The sequence below is a fragment of the Marinobacter sp. tcs-11 genome (assembly GCF_002049515.1).
GTDB lineage: Bacteria > Pseudomonadota > Gammaproteobacteria > Pseudomonadales > Oleiphilaceae > Marinobacter > Marinobacter nauticus.
On sequence record NZ_LLYU01000008.1, the window covers coordinates 57,870 to 78,574 of the forward strand.

Below are 20,705 nucleotides of genomic sequence, written 5' to 3' on the forward strand. Positions count from 1 at the left end.
TCGGGGGCTTCAAGACGGGTCTTACTTGACCTTCGGGTCCAGCTCGCCAGCCGCATAACGTTCGAACATCTGTTCGAGGTTCAGCGGCTTGATCTTGCTGGCCTGGCCGGCACAGCCGAAGGCTTCGTAGCGGGCGACACAGATATCGGTCATGGCAACCATGGTGGCCTTGAGGAATTTGCGCGGGTCAAATTCCGCCGGGTTCTGAGCCATGAAGCGACGAACAGCACCGGTAGAGGCCAGGCGCAGGTCGGTGTCGATGTTGACCTTGCGCACGCCGTGCTTGATACCTTCGACGATTTCTTCCACCGGTACACCGTAGGTTTCCGGGATCTCGCCACCGAATTCGTTGATCACTTTCAGCCACTCCTGAGGTACGGAGCTGGAGCCGTGCATGACCAGGTGGGTGTCCGGGATGCGGGCGTGGATGGCTTTGATCTGGTCGATGGCCAGGATGTCACCTGTAGGCGGACGGGTGAACTTGTAGGCGCCGTGGCTGGTGCCGATGGCGATAGCCAGAGCGTCGACCTGGGTTTTCTGCACGAAGTCAGCGGCTTCTTCCGGATCGGTCAGCATCTGGCTGTGATCCAGGGTGCCTTCGGCGCCAATGCCGTCTTCTTCACCGGCCTGGCCTGTTTCGAGGGAGCCCAGGCAGCCCAGCTCACCTTCTACGGAGACACCACAGGCGTGGGCCATTTCAACGGTACGACGGGTCACGTCGACGTTGTATTCGTAGCTGGTCGGCGTTTTGCCGTCTTCACCCAGGGAGCCGTCCATCATCACGGAGCTGAAGCCAAGCTGGATGGAGCGCTGGCATACGGCCGGGCTGGTGCCGTGGTCCTGGTGCATAACCACGGGGATGTGCGGCCATTCTTCGATGGCGGCCAGGATCAGGTGGCGCAGGAAAGGCGCACCGGCGTATTTGCGGGCACCGGCGGAGGCCTGGACAATGACCGGGGAGTCGGTTTTGTCGGCCGCTTCCATGATGGCGCGCATTTGTTCGAGATTGTTTACGTTAAAGGCTGGCACACCGTAACCATGCTCGGCGGCGTGGTCCAGAAGTTGCCGCAGCGAAATCAGGGCCATGGGTTGTCTCCTTCGTTGACGTTTTGAGGTTTGAATTCTGTTCGTTTTGGATTTTGGAGTGGCGTCTTAATTACCACGCTCTTCCAGTACGGCTACCGCCGGCAGGGTTTTACCTTCCACGAATTCGAGGAATGCGCCGCCGCCGGTGGAGATGTAGGAAATCTTGTCAGCTACGCCGTATTTGTCAACGGCAGCGACGGTGTCGCCGCCGCCGGCCAGGGAGAAGGCGTCGCTTTCGGCGATGGCCTGGGCGAGTGCCTTGGTGCCGTTGCCGAACTGGTCGAATTCGAACACGCCAACCGGGCCGTTCCACAGGATGGTTTTGGCGTTTTTCAGCAGTTCAGCGAACTGGCCGGCGGTTTCCGGGCCGACGTCGAGGATCATGTCGTCGTCGCTGACGTCGGAGATGTTTTTGGTCGTCGCCGTGGCGGTTTCAGCGAATTCGCTGGCGACCACCACGTCAACCGGCAGCGGGATTTCCACCCGGCTGGCGATGTCTTTGGCGGTGTCGACCAGGTCGTGTTCGCACAGGGACTTGCCTACCGGGTGGCCGGCTGCGGCCAGGAAGGTGTTGGCGATGCCGCCGCCGACGATGATCTGGTCACACACTTTTTCCAGTGCGTTGAGGACGTCCAGTTTGGTGGAGACTTTGGAGCCGCCAACGATGGCCACCACTGGCTTGGTCGGGTTGTCGAGGGCCTTGCCGAGGGCGTCGAGTTCGGCTGCCAGCAGCGGGCCGGCGCAGGCTTCGGGAGCGAACTTCGCCACACCGTGGGTGGAGGCCTGGGCGCGGTGGGCGGTGCCGAAGGCGTCCATCACGTAGACATCGCACAGGGCGGCGTATTGCTTGGCGAGGTCTTCGTTGTCTTTCTTTTCGCCCTTATTGAAGCGAACGTTTTCGAACAGTACGACTTCGCCGTCGGCCACTTCAACGCCGTCAAGGTAATCCTTGATCAGGCGGACTTCCTGGCCCAGCAGGGTGCTCAGGTGCTCGGCTACGGGCTTCATGGAGGAGGCTTCGTCGTACACGCCTTCTTCCGGGCGGCCCAGGTGGGACATCAGCATGACTTTGGCACCGGCGTCTTTGGCGGCCTTGATGGTGGGCAGCGAGGCGCGGATGCGGGCGTCGCTGGATACTTTGCCGTCTTTGACCGGGACGTTCAGGTCTTCACGAATCAGAACCCGCTTGCCGGCGAGGTTCAGGTCAGTCATTTTCTTGATGGCCATAATCAGGTTCCGTAGTTATGGGTTCAAAGGTGCAAATTTTAAGCCTAAGGCTGGAGCCTGACTCCCTTCGGGATCAGCCCCACATTATTCTTCAGGTTTTGCTCAACCAGGTTCTGCTGACATCCAGCATGCGATTGGCAAAGCCCCACTCATTGTCAAACCAGCACAACACTTTCACCATGGTGCCGCCGGTGACTCGGGTCTGCCCGCCGTCGACCACGCCGGAATGGGAATCATGGTTGAAGTCAGAACTGGCCAGCAGTTCATCGGTATAGCCGAGGATACCCTTCAATGAGCCTGCGGATGCACTGCACAGCAACTGATTCACTGTGGCTATGTCGGTCGGCTCACCCACGTTAACCACCATGTCTATAGCAGAGACATTCAGCGTTGGCACGCGCATGGCAACCGAGCTGAAACGGCCTTCCATATGAGGCAACAAGCGCTCGATACCGCGGGCCAGGCCAGTGTCCACGGGCACAATATTGTGCAGGGCACTTCGGGTACGGCGCAGGTCCTGATGGTGGTAGGCATCGATGACCGGCTGGTCGTTCATGGCGGCGTGAATCGTGGTGGTGCTGCCCTGCTCTACGCCAAAGGCATCGTCCAGGACCTTGATGACCGGTACCAGGCAGTTGGTGGTGCAGGAGCCGGCAGCTACGATCACGTCCTGACCGTTCAGGTCCCCGTCGTTAATGCCGAAGACCACCGTGCGGTCAACATCCGGATCGCCCGGCTGGGAAAACAGCAGGCGCTGGGCACCGGCTTCAATATGCTTTTCCGCCGTGGCCCGGTCAGAATAGGCGCCGGAGCATTCCAGCACCAGATCCACATCCAGCAGTCGCCAGGGCAGTTCCTCGGGTTCAGGATGACGCAATACGCGGATGCGGTCGCCGTTCACAACCAGGTTATCGCCATCCACGGCCACCTCACCGTGAAACCGCCCGTGGGTGGAGTCGTATTTGGTGAGGTGGGCTATGGTGTCGATATCCGACAACTCGTTGATCGCGACCACCTGCAGATGGTCGCGATAGCCGTTTTCATAAAGGGCCCGCAACACGCACTGGCCGATGCGGCCGTACCCGTTGATGGCAATTCGAAACGGCGTTGCGTTGGTCATCAGGCGTCCAGCAGTTCGTCAGCCACTTCCAAGATGTTGTCGACAGTAAAGCCGAACTCCTTGAACAACTCACCGGCCGGCGCAGATTCACCAAAGGTGGTCATGCCAACGATGCGACCGTCCAGGCCCACGTACTTGTACCAGTAGTCCGCAATGCTCGCTTCAATGGCGATGCGGTTGGTGACTTCCAGCGGCAGCACCTGCTGCTTGTACTCGGCGCTCTGGGCATCGAATACGTCGGTAGACGGCATGGATACAACACGCACCGCTTTACCCTGCTCTCGCAGCTTGGCTGCAGCCTCCTGGGCCAGGCCCACTTCACCGCCAGTGGCGATCAGGATCAGCTCCGGCGTGCCTTCGCTGTCCGACAGGACATAACCACCCTTGGCCACATTCGCCAGCTGTTCGGCATCACGCTGCTGGTGCGGCAGTCCCTGACGGGAGAAGACCATGGCCGTCGGGCCATCCTTGCGCTCCAGGGCCGCTTTCCAGGCCACCGCAGACTCCACGGTGTCGGCCGGGCGCCAGGTGCTCATGTTCGGGGTGGTGCGCAGGCTGGCCAGCTGTTCGATAGGCTGGTGGGTCGGGCCATCTTCACCCAGACCGATGGAATCGTGGGTAAAGACAAAGATCGAGCGCTGCTTCATCAGTGCGGCCATGCGCACGGCATTACGGCAGTATTCCATGAAGATCAGGAAGGTGGCGCCGTAGGGCACGAAGCCGCCGTGCAAAGCGATACCGTTCATGATGGCCGCCATGCCGAATTCGCGCACACCGTAATAGATGTAGTTGCCGGAGGCGTCTTCCTTGGTCACGCCTTTACAGCCTGACCAGATAGTCAGGTTGGAACCGGCCAGGTCGGCAGAGCCACCCATCAGTTCCGGCAGTAGCGGGCCGTAGGCGTTCAGGGAATTCTGGGACGCCTTACGGGAGGCAACGGTCTCGCCCTTGTCCTGGCATTCCTGGATATAGGCCTGGGCTTTTTCGGCGAAGTCTGCCGGCAGGTCACCCGCCATGCGGCGTTTGAACTCGGCGGCCAGTTCCGGCTCGGCCTTCTCATAGGCCGCAAATTTCTCTTCCCAGGCACTCTGTGCAGCCTGGCCTTTTTCTTTGGCATCCCACGCGGCGTAGATCTCGGACGGCACCTCGAACGGGCCGTGCTGCCAGCCCAGGGCTTCGCGGGTCAGAGCGATTTCATCGTCACCCAGCGGGGCACCGTGACACTCTTCCTTGCCCTGCTTGTTGGGGGAACCGAAGCCGATAATGGTCTTGCAGCAAATAATGGTGGGCTGTGCGGTGTTGGCACGGGCAGCTTCAATGGCCGCACGGATGGCATCGGAATCGTGACCATCAACATTTGGGATAACCTGCCAGCCGTAGGACTCGAAACGCTTGGGCGTGTCGTCGGTGAACCAGCCCTCTACTTCTCCATCAATGGAGATGCCGTTGTCATCATAGAAGAACACCAGTTTACCCAGGCCCAGGGTGCCGGCCAGAGAGGCGACTTCGTGGGAGATACCTTCCATCAGGCAGCCGTCGCCCAGGAACGCATAGGTGTAGTGGTCAACAATGTCGTGGCCCGGACGGTTGAACTGAGCAGCCAGTGCCTTCTCTGCGAGCGCGAAGCCAACAGCATTGGCGATGCCCTGCCCCAGCGGGCCGGTGGTGGTCTCGATGCCCGGGGTATAACCGTATTCCGGATGGCCCGGTGTTTTGGAGTGCAACTGACGGAAGTTCTTCAGGTCATCAATGCTGACGTCGTACCCGCTCAGGTGCAGCAAGGAATACTGCAGCATGGAGCCATGGCCGTTAGACAGCACGAAGCGGTCGCGGTTGGCCCAGTGCGGGTTGGCCGGGTTGTGGCTAAGATAATCGTTCCACAGCACCTCGGCGATATCCGCCATACCCATGGGCGCACCCGGGTGGCCGGATTTGGCTTTCTGAACCGCATCCATGCTCAGCGCGCGAATGGCGTTGGCGAGATCTTTACGGGACGGCATTGACAATTCTCCAGTGTTTTTCAGGAAAAGACTTCAAGCTGCAAATACTGCTCAAAAAGAAGGCGCGTATTTTCGCCGATTAGGGTATGCCGGGGCAAATCCATATGTAGTGGTTTTCCGATGAAGCCGGCACAAAATCACCAAACCGACTGATTTCACAGAACTCATAAATCTATATCAAAAAATTTTGATATGGCTATTGATCGACCAACCGAACGCACCTACACTTGCCAACCATGACCTCACTCAATGCACATGCGAACGAATTGTCCTCTGTGGACGTACTGGCCCCGATCTTCAAGGCGAGCGGCGACCCCCTGCGCCTGGAAATCCTGCGGGTGCTGCGGCGGGACACCTTCGGTGTGCTGGAGCTGAGCCAGATGTTCGACATGCGCCAGTCCGGCATGAGCCATCACCTGAAAGTGATGCACAAGGCCGGCTTGCTGGAGCCCCAGCGGGAAGGCAATGCCATTTTCTATCGTCGACCGCTGAATCTGGACAGTGACAAACTGGCCGACCAGGCAATCCGCCAGATTTTCGAAACCGTCGACAGGGTTGCCCTGCCCCGGCACCTGAATGAAAAGATTGAAGCCATACGAGAGCAGCGGGCGGGACAGTCCCAGGCCTTTTTCTCCCGGCACTCCGAACAATTCCGGGAACAGCAGGAACTGATTGCAGCCTTTGACCTGTACGCCGAGCCTACCGCGGAACTGATTCGCAAGCGTGCGGCGAGGCAGTCATGGCGGAGCGTTCTGGAAATCGGACCGGGTGAAGGCGGGTTCCTGCCGGTACTGTCGGAGCTGTTCCAGCATGTGGTTGGCCTGGACAACAGCAAGGACATGCTGGCCAAGGCGACGCGCACCTGCATAGAGGAACACCTGAACAACGTCGACCTGATCGAAGGCGTGACCGACACCCTGCTGGCGCGGGGCGACGCCTTTGACCTGATCGTAGCCAACATGGTGCTGCACCATGTGCCCAGCCCGGCGGACATTTTTCTGGACGCCGCAGCCCTGATGAACAGTGGCGGTTGTCTGGTCGTCAGTGATCTGTGCAGTCACGACCAGGACTGGGCCAAAGAAAACTGCGGCGACCTGTGGCTGGGCTTCGAGCCGGAAGAGCTGACTTCCTGGGCGGCCGACGCCGGGCTGACCGCCGGCGAACAGCTGTTTATAGGCCTGCGCAACGGGTTCCAGGTACAGGTAAGAGAATTCTGGAAGAGTACAGAAGCGGCGTAACCAATCGCCGTCACAGGAATATCAAAAACTTTTGATATGGGTGTAGGTAGTTTTACGTATGCCCTAACAACAACCAAGGCAGCCGGTAGGTCAAACAGGACGGAGCCGGTACGAATTTGCAATCGCTCAAGAGGAGCACACCTATGTCTGACTACAACATCTTCACCTCCGAATCGGTCTCCGAAGGCCATCCGGACAAACTGGCCGACCAGATTTCCGATGCGGTACTGGACGCCATCCTGACCGACGATCCGCACGCGCGCGTGGCCTGCGAAACCATGGTCAAGACCGGCGTGGCCATCGTCGGCGGTGAAATCACCACCAGCGCCTGGGTCGATCTGGAAGACCTGGTACGCGGTGTGATCAAAGACATCGGCTACACCTCCTCTGAAGTAGGCTACGACGGCGACACCTGTGGTGTGATCAACATCATCGGCAAACAGTCCGTCGACATCGCCCAGGGCGTTGACCGCCAGAAGCCGGAAGACCAGGGCGCAGGCGACCAGGGCCTGATGTTCGGCTACGCCAGCAACGAAACCGACGTGCTGATGCCGGCGCCGATCACCTTCTCCCACCGTCTGGTTCAGCGCCAGGCCGAAGCCCGCAAGAGTGGCCTGCTGCCGTGGCTGCGTCCGGACGCCAAGAGCCAGGTCACCTGCCGCTACGAGAACGGCAAGGTTGTGGGTATCGATGCTGTGGTTCTGTCTACCCAGCACGACCCCGACGTCACCCAGGCCGACCTGAAAGAAGCGGTGATGGAGCTGATCGTCAAGCACACCCTGCCGGCTGAATTGCTGCACAAAGACACCCAGTTCCACATCAACCCGACCGGCAAGTTCGTAATCGGTGGCCCGGTGGGCGACTGTGGCCTGACTGGTCGCAAAATCATCGTAGACACCTACGGCGGCATGGCCCGTCACGGTGGTGGCGCCTTCTCCGGCAAAGACCCCTCGAAGGTTGACCGTTCTGCTGCCTACGCCGGCCGTTACGTCGCCAAGAACATCGTCGCCGCCGGCCTGGCCGAGAAGTGCGAGATTCAGGTGTCCTACGCCATCGGTGTAGCCCAGCCGACCTCCATTTCCCTGAACACCTTTGGCACCGGCAAGATCAGCGACGACAAGATCATCGATCTGGTACGCGCACACTTCGACCTGCGCCCGTACGCGATCACCAACATGCTCGACCTGCTGCACCCAATGTACCGGGCCACCGCAGCTTACGGCCACTTCGGCCGTGATCCGTACGAGATGACCGTCGGAGGCAAGACTTTCACCGCGTTCCCGTGGGAGAAGACTGACCGCGCGGCCGCGCTGAAAGACGCTGCAGGCATCTGAACAGACCATTCTGGATAAATGGGCGTATTCCACTCCAACGAATACGCCCAAACGAAACTGACAGGAGAACACCATGAGCACTCCGGCCGAAAAACTGAACGACTTCCAGGACTACAAAGTCCGCGACATCACCCTCGCCGACTGGGGCCGCAAGGAAATCAAGATCGCCGAAGGCGAAATGCCCGCCCTGATGAAACTGCGCGAGAAGTACAAAGCGGAGCAGCCGCTGAAAGGCGCCAACATCATGGGCTGCATCCACATGACCATCCAGACCGCCGTGCTGATCGAAACGCTGGTGGAGCTGGGCGCCAACGTGCGCTGGTCATCCTGCAACATCTTTTCCACCCAGGATCAGGCCGCTGCCGCCATCGCAGCGCAAGGGATCCCGGTGTTTGCATGGAAAGGTGAGACTGACGAAGAATACGAGTGGTGCCTGCACAAGACCGTCGGTGCGGACGTAGACGGCTGGGAGCCGAACATGATCCTGGACGACGGCGGCGACCTGACCGAGCTGCTGCACAAGGAATACCCGCAGGTGATCGCCAAGTGCCACGGCGTAACCGAGGAAACCACTACGGGCGTGCACCGCCTGCAGGAAATGCTGCGTGACGGCACCCTGAAGATCCCGGCGATTAACGTCAACGACTCGGTGACCAAATCCAAGAACGACAACAAGTACGGTTGTCGTCACAGCCTGAATGATGCCATCAAGCGTGCCACCGACCACCTGCTGTCTGGCAAGAAAGCGCTGGTCATCGGCTACGGCGACGTAGGTAAGGGTTCCGCCCTGTCCCTGCGTCAGGAAGGCATGATCGTCAAAGTCACCGAAGCAGATCCGATCTGTGCCATGCAGGCCTGCATGGACGGTTTTGAAGTTGTGTCCCCATATATTGACGGCGTGAACACAGGCACCGAGCAGGGCATCAACAAGGATCTGCTGGCCAACACCGACCTGCTGGTAACCACCACCGGTAACGTCAACGTGTGCGATGCCAACATGCTGAAAGCGCTGAAGAGCGGCGCCGTGGTATGCAACATCGGGCACTTCGATAACGAAATCGATACCGCCTACATGCGCAAGAACTGGGAGTGGGACGAGGTCAAGCCGCAGGTGCACGTGATCTACCGCGACAAGGCCAGCAACGACCACCTGATCCTGCTGTCGGAAGGCCGCCTGGTGAACCTGGGCAACGCCACCGGTCACCCGTCCCGTATCATGGACGGCTCCTTTGCCAACCAGGTGCTGGCGCAGATGTATCTGTTCGAGCGCAAGTTTGCCGACCTGCCGGAAGATTCCAAGGCCAAGGGCGTTTACGTACAGGTTCTGCCCAAGCAGCTGGACGAGGAAGTGGCCCGCGCCATGGTGGAAGGCTTTGGTGGCGTGATCACCAAGATGACTCCAGACCAGGCGAAATACATCGGTGTACCGGTCGAAGGCCCGTACAAGCCGGAAAGCTACAGGTACTAATCGGACACAAACATGGAATCCCAGAAGCAATTCAAACGCCGCTTCAGTTTCGAGTTTTTCCCGCCCAAGACCGATCAGGGCGAGGAGAAGCTGCAAGCGGTGCGTAACCAGCTGGCCGAGGTGAACCCGGATTTCTTCTCGGTCACCTTCGGGGCGGGCGGTTCCACCCGGGACCGCACCATCGAGACTGTGCTGAACCTGCACCAGCAGGGCATCTCCACGGCACCGCACCTCTCCTGCGTGGGCGGTACCCGGGAAGAAATCGGCGAGCTGCTGGATGTGTATAAAGAGAACGGCATCAACCGGATCGTTGCCCTGCGCGGCGATATGCCATCGGGTATGGGCGCTTCCGGTGAACTGCGCTACGCCAACGAACTGGTGGAATTTATCCGGCAGCACAGCGGCGATCACTTCAATCTGGAAGTGGCTGCTTACCCGGAGTTTCACCCTCAGGCCCGCAACGCCGAAGAAGACCTGAAGAACTTCGCACGGAAAGTACAGGCCGGTGCCAACAGCGCCATCACCCAGTACTTCTTTAATGCTGACAGCTACTTCTACTTCATCGACCGTCTGGAGCAGATGGGCGTCACCATTCCGGTGGTACCGGGCATCATGCCCATCGTCAACTTCTCCAGCCTGGTGCGGTTCTCGGACATGTGCGGCGCGGAGATCCCGCGCTGGATCCGCAAGCAGCTGGAAGCCTACGGTGACGACACGGACAGCATCCGCAAGTTCGGTGAGGAAGTGGTCACTGAAATGTGCCAAAAACTGCTCAAGGCCGGGGCTCCAGGGTTGCACTTCTATACTCTGAACCAGGCTGAACCCAGCCTTTCCATCTGGAAGAATCTGGGCATCAGCGACCGGGAGAAAATCGCGTTCTGACACGCCTTCCCGGCCGCTACAGAGAGGGGCTCCGGCCCCTCTTTCCTTTCATAACCGCCTGATTTCCTGCAAATCCTGTCTCCATAGTCTAAACTGTATCTGATGCATCCCCATCAACGCTCCCTGTGATGCACGGCCACAAAGAGTGCTTTCACAGACTGCCTTACCGGGCAGACGGGGCATAAAAAACAGAAAGGAGAAAGCATGAGCACGAAATGGCTGAAAACACTGGGTGCTGGTCTGGCACTGTCTGTAGCCGCAACCTCAGTCAGCGCAGAGACCCTGCGCGTGGTCACCGACCCAAGCTTCGTCCCGTTTGAAATGATGGACCAGGAAACCGGAGAAATGATCGGTTTCGATATGGAGATCATTGCCGAAGTCGCCGAACGTGCAGGCTTTGATTACGACCTCAACACCATGGACTTCAACGGCATTATCCCGGCCCTGCAAACCGGCAACGTGGATATTGCCATCGCCGGCATCACCATTACCGATGAACGCGAGGAAATCGTCGATTTCTCCGATCCTTACTACGATTCCGGTCTGCGTATCCTGGTGAGCCAGAACAACGGCGACGTTAATGAAATGTCGGACCTGGAAGGCATGAAAGTCGGCACCAAGATTGGCAGCACCAGCTATGACTTCCTGATGAAAAGCCTGGACGACAACGACGGTGTAACGCCGTACCCCGGCAGCTCGGACATGTACATGGCGCTGATGTCCGGTGCCGTTGATGCGGTTTTCTACGATGCCCCAAATGTTGGCTACTTCGCCAGCACCCGCGGCAAAGGCAAGGTCAAGACCGTAGGCCCCCTGTATGAAGGCCAGCAGTACGGTATTGCCCTGAAAAACGGCAGTAAATGGGTCGGCCCGGTTAACGAGGCCCTGGCAGAAATCAAGGAAGACGGCACCTACAAGACCATTTATGAAAAATGGTTCGGCCCCATGCCTGAAGACAAATAACCCGCCACTTGAACCGGCCGGGGCACACAATGCCCTGGCCGATTCCTCCCAACCCAACGGAGAAACACACTGTGGAATTCCAGTTTCAGTTTGACTGGCAGGCGGCCATCAATTCCATTCCCTACCTGGCCAAGGGTATTCCCTACACCCTGATGATTTCCTTCGGTGGCCTGGCCATCGGTTTTGTTCTGGGCATCGTGTTCGGCCTGCTCAGCATCAACAAGAATTGGTTCTTGCGCTGGCCCGCCACTGCCTACATCGAGATTTTCCGCGGCACCCCCATCCTGGTACAGGTGCTGTTTATCTTCTACGGCCTGCCCGACCTGGTTGGCGGCCCGATCGACCCGCTGACAGCCGGTATTGCCGCGATCGCCCTTAACTCCGGTGCCTATATCTCCGAAGTCGTCCGTGGCGGCGTGCAATCCATCGACAAAGGCCAGACCGAAGCCGGTCTGTCTCTGGGCCTGTCACGCTCCCAGACTTTCTGGAACATTGTCTGGCCCCAGGCCTTCCGACGCATGATTCCGCCTTTGGGCAACCAGGCCATCGTCAGCATCAAGGACACCTCACTGTTCTCGGTCATCGGCGTGGGCGAACTGGTACGCCAGGGCCAGGTGTACATTGCCAATACCTTCACCGCATTCGAGGTGTATTTTGTGGTGGCCATCATGTACCTGGCCATTACGCTGTCCCTGTCACTGATCCTGCGGCTGCTTGAGCGCCGCGGTGTCGCGTCTGCCTGAAGGAGCCCGAGCAATGACACAGATTGTAAAAATGAAGGGCATGAACAAATACTTCGGCAAACTGCATGTCCTCAAGGATATCGACCTGACCGTGGAACAGGGCGAAGTGGTGGTGATCATCGGCGCCAGTGGCTCCGGCAAGTCCACTCTGATTCGCTGCGTGAATGGCCTGGAAGAATACGAATCCGGTTCACTTGAGGTGGATAACCACCCTCTGGCCCCGAAAGGCGGCAATCAGAACAGCCTGGCGGAAATCCGCAAGGAAGTGGGCATGGTGTTCCAGCAGTTCAACCTGTTCCCGCACCTGACCGTGAAAAAGAACATCATGCTGGCGCCCATGAAGGTAAAAAGAACGGCCGAAGTGGTTGCCAACGCCACCGCCGAACGCCTGCTGGAACGTGTAGGCATCGGCAACCAGGCCGACAAATACCCCAGCCAGCTATCCGGCGGCCAGCAACAGCGGGTGGCTATCGCCCGGGCTCTGGCAATGGAACCCAGGCTGATGCTGTTCGACGAACCCACGTCAGCGCTGGACCCGGAAATGATCGGGGAAGTTCTGGATGTCATGCGGGAGCTGGCCAGAGAAGGTATGACCATGATGGTCGTCACCCATGAAATGGGCTTCGCCCGCGAGGTGGCCGACCGGGTGATCTACATTCACGAAGGCCAGATTGTCGAGGAAGGCAAACCCGACGAGGTGTTCGATAACCCTCAGAATGAGCGCACCCAGGCATTCCTGTCCCGGGTACTGGCTCACTGACCCTCGCGTTTAAAGCAACTGGCGGATGACATCATACTCACGTTCAATCTTGGCGTGGGAGTCATCCGCCAGAAACTTCGCAATCTTCCGGCCCAGAAACGGCACCTCGCACAGCACCGACAGGCTCACGTAGTTGATACAACGGTCGCCGTTGCCCAACAGCCGCATCGCGCCCTTGATCTTCGCCGGCACCCCGTCAATGCGCACCCGAAACTCGCAGTGCCACTCCTCATCGTCTTTGCGGAACCAGTGCTCTTCCTGCCGCACCCGGTTCCATTCCCGGTGGAAACCGGAAAGCACACCCGGCACCGGTGCCGAGGCGGTCATTTCCCGCTCGATCACCAGTTTGGCCGACATTTCGTCCTTTTTCAGCTCGGTCACCCTGAGATTGCGGGCGCCCAACTGCTCGTTTTTGTTGCGAATATGCGCCTCATCGAAGAAACGCTCGATCACCTGATCAAGCCCCCGCTCGTAGGGGTGCTCCAGATTGAGTTCCATGTTTACCTCCGAACCTGTCTTACCCCTATTGTTGCGGTCGCCCGGCGTGGCAACATTGGCCGGGCGGGCAAGCAATCCGGGCAAGCAAGCCAGACCGATTGGTTCACATTCTGGCGCTGTTAAGCGATGGCCCGGGCAAGTATCATGTGAGGATTTTAACAAACCGAACAAACGGCCCGGGAGCTGACAGGAGACTACAATGCGCAATGCCGATCTGGTCGCACGGGATCTCAAATCCGTGTGGCACCCGTGCACCCAGATGAAAGACCACGAAACACTGCCCCTGATCCCCATCAAACGGGGCGAAGGTGTCTGGCTGGAGGACTTTGAGGGCAACCGCTACATCGACGCCGTCAGCTCCTGGTGGGTTAACCTGTTCGGCCACGCCAATCCGCGCATCAATTCCGCCATTCAGGAACAGATCGGCCAGCTCGAACATGTCATTCTGGCCGGTTTCAGCCATGAGCCAGTGGTTAATCTGTCAGAACGGCTGATCGAGGTAACACCGGAAGGCCTGAACAAGTGTTTCTATGCCGACAATGGTTCCTCGGCCATCGAAGCTGCCCTTAAGATGAGTTATCACTACTGGAAAAACCACGGCAAACCGGGCAAGAAGAACTTCGTAAACCTCAGCAACAGCTACCATGGCGAAACTCTGGGCGCGTTGGCCCTGGGCGACGTGGCCCTGTACAAGGACACCTACCAGCCGCTGCTGATGGAAGTGCTGACCGCCCCCTCACCAGACGCGTATAACAAAGAGCCGGGCGAAACCGATGAAGACTACGCCCTGCGCCAGTTCGAGGCCATGGACAAACTGCTGGCCGAGAAACACGACGAAATCTGCGCTGTGGTGGTGGAGCCGTTGATCCAGTGCGCCGGTGGCATGCGCATGCACCACCCGGTTTACCACACCAAACTGCGGGAAGCCTGCGACCGTTACGGGGTGCACCTGATCGCGGATGAAATTGCCGTCGGCTTTGGCCGCACCGGTACGCTGTTCGCCTGTGAACAGTCTGGTATCACCCCCGATTTCATGTGCCTGTCCAAAGGCCTGACCGCCGGCTACCTGCCGTTGTCCGTGGTGCTCACCACCGACAACGTCTACAACGCCTTTTACGACGACTACGAAACCATGCGCGCCTTCCTGCACAGCCACAGCTACACCGGCAACCCCATCGGCTGCGCCGTCGCCCTGGCCACGCTCGACATCTTCCGGGATGAGAACGTCATCGAAAACAACCGCCAGCTGTCCCGCTGTATGGCCGAGTCCGTTGCCCATCTGGCCGACCACCCGAACGTGGGCGACATCCGCCAGCACGGCATGACCATGGCCATTGAAATGGTTAAAGACAAAGCCAGCAAAACCCCGTTCCCCTGGCAGGAGCGCCGTGGCATCAGAGTGTATAAGCATTCACTCACCCGCCAGGCCTTGCTGCGCCCCCTGGGTAACGTGCTGTACTTCATGCCGCCCTACGTGATCACCGAAGAACAGATTCGCCATCTGGCTCAGGTGGCCACCGAAGGCATCGAAATCGCGGTCAAGGACTGAGAACCGCCGCCATGAGAATCCCTCGCATCTTCACCGACAGCCCCCTGGCTGTCGGCAGCCAGTGCCAGCTGGACGACAACGCCGCCAACCATGTGGGCCGGGTCCTGCGCATGCAGGCAGGCCAGGCACTTCTGCTCTTCAACGGTGATGGTCATGACTATCACGCCACCATTACCGAAGCCGGAAAGAAACACGTGCTGGTGGCAGTCACGGAAGCCGCTGGAAACGAAACAGAATCGCCCCTCAGAGTAGTACTGGCACAGACCCTGTCCAAGGGCGACCGCATGGACTACGCCGTACAAAAAGCAGTGGAAATGGGCGTGAGCGAAATCGTGCCGCTGACCACCGAACGCTGCGACGTCAAACTCAAAGGCGACCGGGAAGACAAACGCCTTCGGCACTGGCAACAGGTTGCCATCAGCGCCGCCGAACAGTGCGGCCGGGCCCGGGTTCCTGAAATACAGCCGGTTATGACCGTGCAACAGTGGCTGGAACACGCCCGGGCCTGTGACTTGCGCCTGGTGCTACACCATCGCACCGAACGGTCCCTGAACACCCTCGAAAAGCCCTCCAGCATCGCCCTGATGATCGGCCCCGAAGGCGGCCTGACCGCCGAAGAAATCGCCCTGGCCGAAAGTCACGGCTTTCTGCCTGTTGCCCTGGGCCCCCGGGTACTGCGCACCGAAACCGCACCGGTTGCCGCCATCGCCCTGTGCCAGTGGCTCTGGGGAGATATCGGCGCCTGAGACAGCCGGGTGACTATTCATGGCGTCACGTCCTGGCATCCCAGTCATTGACAGACAAGGGGGCGATCAACATTATTCTTGTCTGACAAAAAAGCCTGAAGCTACCACCGGCACTTGAGCAGCTGGTTGCGGTAGGGCTTTCCAAAACCCTGCGGAGCCATGGATGGCGGAGCGGAGCGTACATGGACGTATTAACAGCGTGTTTTGGAAAGCCCTACCGCAACCGGCTGCAAATCACCGAGGCTTCGGTAAAACAAATAAACATGCGAGTCCAGGATGACAGACCTACTTACCAATCCGGAATTTTGGCAATACCTCAGCATCCCCGTGATCGCCGCCCTCATCGGCTGGAGCACCAACTGGCTCGCCATCAAAATGACCTTCTACCCTCTGGAGTTCATCGGCAAGCCACCGCTTCTGGGCTGGCAGGGCATTATTCCCTCCAAAGCCCGCAAAATGGCGGCCAAAAGCGTGGATGCCACCATTTCCAAAATCGGTACCGTTCAGGAGATCTTCGAACAGATCGACCCAAAAGTCCTGGCCGCCCACATCATCTACACCGTCGACCCCCGCATCGAGGAATATGTCGACGAACTCATGCTGCGGGAATACCCCACCTTCTGGGAAAACCTGCCCGCCTCGGCCCGCAAAATGGTCTACGACCGGGTACGCAAATCCACCCCACAACTGGTCGACAACCTGGTTGAAGACATCTCAGACAACATTGAAGACCTGCTCGACATCAAAGGCATGGTCATCGAACGCCTGGCCCGGGATAAAAAGCTGCTCAACCGGATATTTCTGGAGTGTGGCGACGTGGAGTTCCGCTTCATCATCAATTCCGGCCTCTACTTCGGCTTCCTGTTCGGCATTATCCAGATGGGAGTCTGGTACCTGTACCCGGCCATCTGGGTGTTGCCTCTGTTCGGGCTCCTTGTGGGCTGGGCCACCAACTGGATTGCGCTGAATGTAATCTTCCGGCCCCTGCATGAACACAAGGTCGGCCCTCTGCGAATCCAGGGCCTGTTCCTCAAGCGCCAGCCAGAAGTGGCAGAATCCTTCTGTCACATCGTGACCCACGAGATACTGACCGTGGGCAACATCATCAACGCCATCCTCGAAGGACCCAAAGGTGACCGCGCCCGCAACATGGTGAAAAAGCACATCAAACCGCTGGTGGATGAAACCGCAGGCATGGGCAAGGCCCTGACCCAGATGGCATTCGGCCCCACGGGTTTTGCCACCCTGAAAAATCAGGTGGGTGAAAAAGCCATCGCGATATCCCAGCGTTCCTTCAACAACCCCGTGTTCGAGCGAGACCGGGCCCGGGCGGTGGAATCCATCATGGTGGAGCGGATGAATGCCCTGTCCTCGGAAGAATTCCAGGATCTGCTGCGCCCGTGCTTCCAGGAAGACGAGATCAAACTGATCCTGGTGGGCGCCTTCCTGGGTCTGGTGGCCGGTGTGTGCCAACTGGTCTTTGTCTTTGGCGAGTCCTTTTTCTGATCGTTGTCAGGGCTGTGCAGGGTTGCATTACGCTACTATACTGGCCAGATAACCAGTCCATTCTTTATACACGCTATGCGGAGGCAAGGGATGCCCGGCTTTTTTTCCTGGATATCAGGCCTGTTCAACAGCACTCAATCCGTCCCACAGGCTGCCTCCGAAACCCGGCTTCTTAATCCTTCCAGCACCAGCCAGCCTGGCAATAGCAACGATGAAGGCGACATTGTTGGCCAACTGGAAGACCACCTGTTCACCTGGCTGCTTGATGTGGAACCCGCGCGACTTCGTGCCGGCACTGATAGTGGCGAAAAGGAACTGGCCGAGCTCGAGCGGCGCCTGCAAATGAACGAAATGGAAGAACTGCCCAGGAAGCCTGGCAGCTTACCCATGCTGATGCGAGCACTGTCCAATGAAGCCACCGAACGCAAAGAGCTTACCCGGATCATTCTGAGTGACCCGTCACTGACCGACCAGTTGCTGCAGGTGGCCAACAGCCCCTACTTCCGCCAGAGTGAACACGTCATAGAATCCGTTGACCAGGCGGTGTTCGTGCTGGGTGTGGACGGCATCCGGAACGTGATTGCTGCGGCGGTTATGCGGCCTATGATGGCGGCCCGAAACAGCCGCGAGGCACTTTTCGCCCAACGATCCTGGCGCTGGGGCCTGACCTGCGCCCGAGCGGCGGAATTGATTGCCAAGATTCACCGGGACGACACCAGCGCCCACTTCATGGTCGGCCTGCTACCAGCATTGGCGTACATCACCATTCGCCGGGAACTGGGGCGCATCTGCCGTACCAAAGGCTCCGGCAATGAACCGAAACCGGCCTTACTGAGACAGGCTCTGGCCCGTTATCAGTGGGCCACCAGCCAGTTACTGGCCAATGTCTGGAATCTGCCACCCAAATACCATGCCTGGCTGTTATCGGCGGAACGGCCGGCGCCGCGGCAGGCCCACTCCGCACTGACCGACGGCCTGCTTCTGGGCACCCGGGAAGTGCTGCGCCATGCCCGCCAGAGGAACCTGTCGGAAGAAAATCTGATTCGTATTGTGCACCTTTCCCCGGAGCAACTGGGTAGGGTACGTACGGCATTGCTCAGAATGCTCCAGGAAGGCAAAAGCTCACAGGTTCGGACCTGACTCCGGTGCTTTGACAATATCCGCACCGGGCGGTGTACCGGCATTCAGCAGGCTGGCAAAGCTGACATCATCGCTGGTGGGCGCAAGATCGATCAGTTCCCTCGGCATGGCCCCGGCAGGCAGGCGATCCACCACCCGGTCTTCGTCCTTGCGCACAGCCCGCAGCACACTGCTGACCGTAATCAGATCCAGTGTTCGCCCTGGAACCAGCTGATCGCCATCTCGCCCCGCCAGATTCAGCAATCCGGCGCGGATCAGCTTGTCGCTGATCTTGCGGGTGACTTCGCCGGGAATCCGCAACTGCTGCTCCAGAGACTCCTGCTGAGGCGCCGGTTCACCGCGGCTGAACGGCTTGGCCACCATCCACATCAGGGCAAGCCCTACCCGCTCCTGCAATTCCGGCGCCAGCTGGACATTCCGGCGCTTGGCTACGGCCCCCGGGTTTTGCAGATAGAAAGCCAGACTGGCGCCAAGCAGCAGGATCATCCAGTTCAGATAGGTCCAGATCAGCAGAATGATACCGACCGCAAAACCGGAGTAGATGGCCGCATACTTGGCCGAGCCGGCCACGAACGAGGCAAACAGCATGCCGCCAGCCTGCCAGGAAACGCCGGCCACCAGCCCGGCGATAAACGCGTAGCGCAGCTTCACCCGGGTGTTAGGGATAAAGATATAAACAAAGGTGAACGCGCCCACCACCAGGAAAAACGGTGTAAATCGACTGGCAAGGACAATCAGCGAACCAAACGGCTCGATGGCCATAAGATTCTGCGCGATTTCTGAAGAGAATATGGTGGCGGTTACCCCGATAGCCGAAACCATCAACAAAGGGCCGACCATGATGACGCTCAGATAGTTACTGAAACGCTGTGCCATGGAGCGCATTTCCGGCACCCGCCAGATCATGTTGAACGAGCGCTCGATTTTCTGAACCAGGGAAATGACGGTGTACACCAACAAGGCCAAACCCACCGAGCCCAACACACCGACTTTCATATTATCGACAAAGCCCAGGATTCGCTCAGCCACCTCCACACCCTGTGGGCCCATCGGCTGGAAGAACTGGTACAGGAATGGCTCCATGCGCTGGTGCACACCCAGCGCTTTCAGCACGGAAAAGCTCAGGGCGAGCAACGGCACAATGCTGAGCAACGTGGTGTAAACCAGGCTCATGGCGTGCAGTGTCAGCTGACCACTGATCACATCGCGGATCAGGGCATAAGCCGAGCGCCCGGATTTATACAGCCAGGTCCAGGGCCAGGTCTGCGGTGGGTTGGAATTGGACAGTATCCAGTCTTCAGCAGCCTGCAGCCGCTCTTTCATCTGGGTGGAAGCCACGTAACATCCTGCTTGTCAGTGTTTCTTCAAGCTTATCAGGCAGCTGTCAGTAAACAACCCGGAAACCGGGTATTTGTTGCACACCCGGACAAGTCCTCCTGACGGCGGGCTTCCTTCACCCGACTTCATGTAACCGACGCCAGATTACGCGCCGTAATCTCCACAATTCGCTGCCGCGCCTCCTGGCTCGCCCAGGCCGAGTGCGGGGTTAAAATCAGGTTGGGAACATTGTCTGCCAGCAGCGGGTTACCATTGCGGGGAGGTTCTTCGGTCAACACATCAAAGCCTGCACCGGCAATGTCGCCATTCCGCAAGGCGTCAGCCAAAGCCGATTCATCAACCAAGCCGCCCCTACTGGTGTTGATCAGCAGTGCCGAAGACTTCATCAAACCCAGTTCCCGGGCGCCAATCATGTTGCGGGTTTCTTCTGTCAGCAGGCAGTGCAGTGATAGCACATCAGCCTGCACCAACAGGTCATCCAGCGGAATTCGCGGGTAGCCATCCACCTCGCCAGGCTCTTGGCCGGGCCGGCAGCCGAGGACGATGTTCATGCCAAACGCCTTTGCCCGTTCCGCCACACCCTGGCCAAGATCGCCGTAGCCGACAATGCCCAGAGTTTTGCCTTCCAGCTCCATAATCGGGTAGTCCATCAGGCAGAACATATCGCTTTGGGCCCACTGTCCGTTGCGGGCACCCCGGTTGTAATCCAGCAGCCGGGTGGCCAGCGCCAGGATGAGGGCCATGGTGTGCTGGGCCACGGTGGAACGGCCATAATTGGTAACGTTCATTACCTTGATGTCGTGGGCCTTGGCCGCCTCCAGATCGATGTTATTAAGACCGGTTGCCACCACCGCGATGGTTTTCAGTTCCGGGCAGGCTTCAAAATGTTCACGGCCCAGCACAACCTTGTTCACCAGCACCGTATCAAAGCCCTGAATCCTTTGAATCACCTGCTCGGGGTTGGTGCGCGGGTGGCAGGTCAGTCCACCGGTCATGTTTTCAATGGGGCTCAGATCCACATCCTCGCCCAGCGTTGCGGCATCCAGAAAAACGGCTTTCATACTTTTCTCCTGACTCATCGACCCCACAGATTAAGGTAGACTGAGG

Annotated in this window: 18 protein-coding genes; 11 read left to right on the top strand and 7 right to left on the bottom strand. The window is 58.7% G+C overall.

Annotation, left to right across the window (positions count from 1 at the left end):
* Positions 1–21: 21 nt before the first annotated feature.
* The 4 genes from fba to tkt all read right to left on the bottom strand — a co-directional run bounded on the left by fba (position 22) and on the right by tkt (position 5,433).
* The gene (fba, locus tag ARC85_RS10680; RefSeq protein ID WP_011786479.1) at positions 22–1,086 is read right to left on the bottom strand and encodes a class II fructose-bisphosphate aldolase; all 1,065 of its coding nucleotides are present in this window, start codon (positions 1,084–1,086) and stop codon (positions 22–24) included.
* Between the two features lie 66 nt (positions 1,087–1,152).
* Positions 1,153–2,313, bottom strand: a complete 1,161-nt coding sequence (locus ARC85_RS10685) for a phosphoglycerate kinase (RefSeq protein ID WP_023008549.1) — start codon at positions 2,311–2,313, stop codon at positions 1,153–1,155.
* Between the two features lie 91 nt (positions 2,314–2,404).
* On the bottom strand, positions 2,405–3,433 hold the full coding sequence (locus ARC85_RS10690) for a type I glyceraldehyde-3-phosphate dehydrogenase (RefSeq protein ID WP_286714839.1): 1,029 nt from the start codon (positions 3,431–3,433) through the stop codon (positions 2,405–2,407).
* Positions 3,433–5,433, bottom strand: a complete 2,001-nt coding sequence (gene tkt / locus ARC85_RS10695; RefSeq protein WP_286714840.1) for a transketolase — start codon at positions 5,431–5,433, stop codon at positions 3,433–3,435. The genes ARC85_RS10690 and tkt overlap by 1 nt, the downstream gene beginning before the upstream one ends.
* Before the next feature lie 236 nt (positions 5,434–5,669).
* Between tkt and ARC85_RS10700 the strand changes: the two genes are divergently transcribed.
* The 7 genes from ARC85_RS10700 to ARC85_RS10730 all read left to right on the top strand — a co-directional run bounded on the left by ARC85_RS10700 (position 5,670) and on the right by ARC85_RS10730 (position 12,821).
* A complete protein-coding gene (locus ARC85_RS10700) occupies positions 5,670–6,671 on the top strand; it encodes a metalloregulator ArsR/SmtB family transcription factor (protein ID WP_222197207.1) in 1,002 nt (333 codons plus the stop codon).
* A 143-nt stretch (positions 6,672–6,814) separates the two neighbouring features.
* Positions 6,815–8,005, top strand: a complete 1,191-nt coding sequence (gene metK, locus ARC85_RS10705) for a methionine adenosyltransferase (RefSeq protein WP_023008553.1) — start codon at positions 6,815–6,817, stop codon at positions 8,003–8,005.
* 73 nt (positions 8,006–8,078) lie between these two features.
* Positions 8,079–9,473 carry an adenosylhomocysteinase gene (gene ahcY / locus ARC85_RS10710; RefSeq protein ID WP_011786485.1) on the top strand — a complete coding sequence of 465 codons (1,395 nt, stop codon included), beginning with the start codon at positions 8,079–8,081 and terminating at the stop codon, positions 9,471–9,473.
* A gap of 12 nt (positions 9,474–9,485) precedes the next feature.
* Entirely contained in the window at positions 9,486–10,355 is an 870-nt protein-coding gene (gene metF, locus ARC85_RS10715) for a methylenetetrahydrofolate reductase [NAD(P)H] (RefSeq protein ID WP_286714841.1), read from the top strand.
* Positions 10,356–10,559: 204 nt separating this feature from the next.
* Positions 10,560–11,318 (top strand): transporter substrate-binding domain-containing protein, encoded by a 759-nt coding sequence (locus tag ARC85_RS10720; RefSeq protein WP_286714842.1) that lies wholly within the window; start codon positions 10,560–10,562, stop codon positions 11,316–11,318.
* A 71-nt stretch (positions 11,319–11,389) separates the two neighbouring features.
* Entirely contained in the window at positions 11,390–12,061 is a 672-nt protein-coding gene (locus tag ARC85_RS10725) for an amino acid ABC transporter permease (RefSeq protein WP_031210002.1), read from the top strand.
* 13 nt (positions 12,062–12,074) lie between these two features.
* Entirely contained in the window at positions 12,075–12,821 is a 747-nt protein-coding gene (locus ARC85_RS10730; RefSeq protein ID WP_011786489.1) for an amino acid ABC transporter ATP-binding protein, read from the top strand.
* 9 nt (positions 12,822–12,830) lie between these two features.
* Here ARC85_RS10730 and ARC85_RS10735 read toward each other — a convergent pair whose 3' ends face one another.
* Complete coding sequence (locus tag ARC85_RS10735; RefSeq protein WP_224849507.1) at positions 12,831–13,319, bottom strand: DUF2505 domain-containing protein; 489 nt, start codon at positions 13,317–13,319, stop codon at positions 12,831–12,833.
* Between the two features lie 199 nt (positions 13,320–13,518).
* On the opposite strand from ARC85_RS10735, the gene ARC85_RS10740 reads away from it, so the two are divergent.
* The 4 genes from ARC85_RS10740 (at position 13,519) to ARC85_RS10755 (ending at position 18,260) form a co-directional block, all read left to right on the top strand.
* Positions 13,519–14,868 carry an adenosylmethionine--8-amino-7-oxononanoate transaminase gene (locus ARC85_RS10740; RefSeq protein WP_226609403.1) on the top strand — a complete coding sequence of 450 codons (1,350 nt, stop codon included), beginning with the start codon at positions 13,519–13,521 and terminating at the stop codon, positions 14,866–14,868.
* 11 nt (positions 14,869–14,879) lie between these two features.
* Positions 14,880–15,614, top strand: a complete 735-nt coding sequence (locus ARC85_RS10745; protein WP_278350442.1) for a 16S rRNA (uracil(1498)-N(3))-methyltransferase — start codon at positions 14,880–14,882, stop codon at positions 15,612–15,614.
* 276 nt (positions 15,615–15,890) lie between these two features.
* Positions 15,891–17,120, top strand: coding sequence for a DUF445 domain-containing protein (locus ARC85_RS10750; protein WP_153740682.1), 1,230 nt, complete (start codon positions 15,891–15,893; stop codon positions 17,118–17,120).
* 90 nt (positions 17,121–17,210) lie between these two features.
* Positions 17,211–18,260, top strand: coding sequence for an HDOD domain-containing protein (locus ARC85_RS10755; protein WP_286714843.1), 1,050 nt, complete (start codon positions 17,211–17,213; stop codon positions 18,258–18,260).
* Here the strand turns inward: ARC85_RS10755 and ARC85_RS10760 are convergent.
* Positions 18,243–19,598 (bottom strand): YihY/virulence factor BrkB family protein, encoded by a 1,356-nt coding sequence (locus ARC85_RS10760; RefSeq protein WP_286714844.1) that lies wholly within the window; start codon positions 19,596–19,598, stop codon positions 18,243–18,245. The genes ARC85_RS10755 and ARC85_RS10760 overlap by 18 nt on opposite strands.
* A 125-nt stretch (positions 19,599–19,723) precedes the next feature.
* Positions 19,724–20,659: a D-2-hydroxyacid dehydrogenase gene (locus ARC85_RS10765; protein ID WP_286714845.1), complete on the bottom strand. Its 936-nt coding sequence runs from the start codon at positions 20,657–20,659 to the stop codon at positions 19,724–19,726.
* Positions 20,660–20,705: the final 46 nt, after the last annotated feature.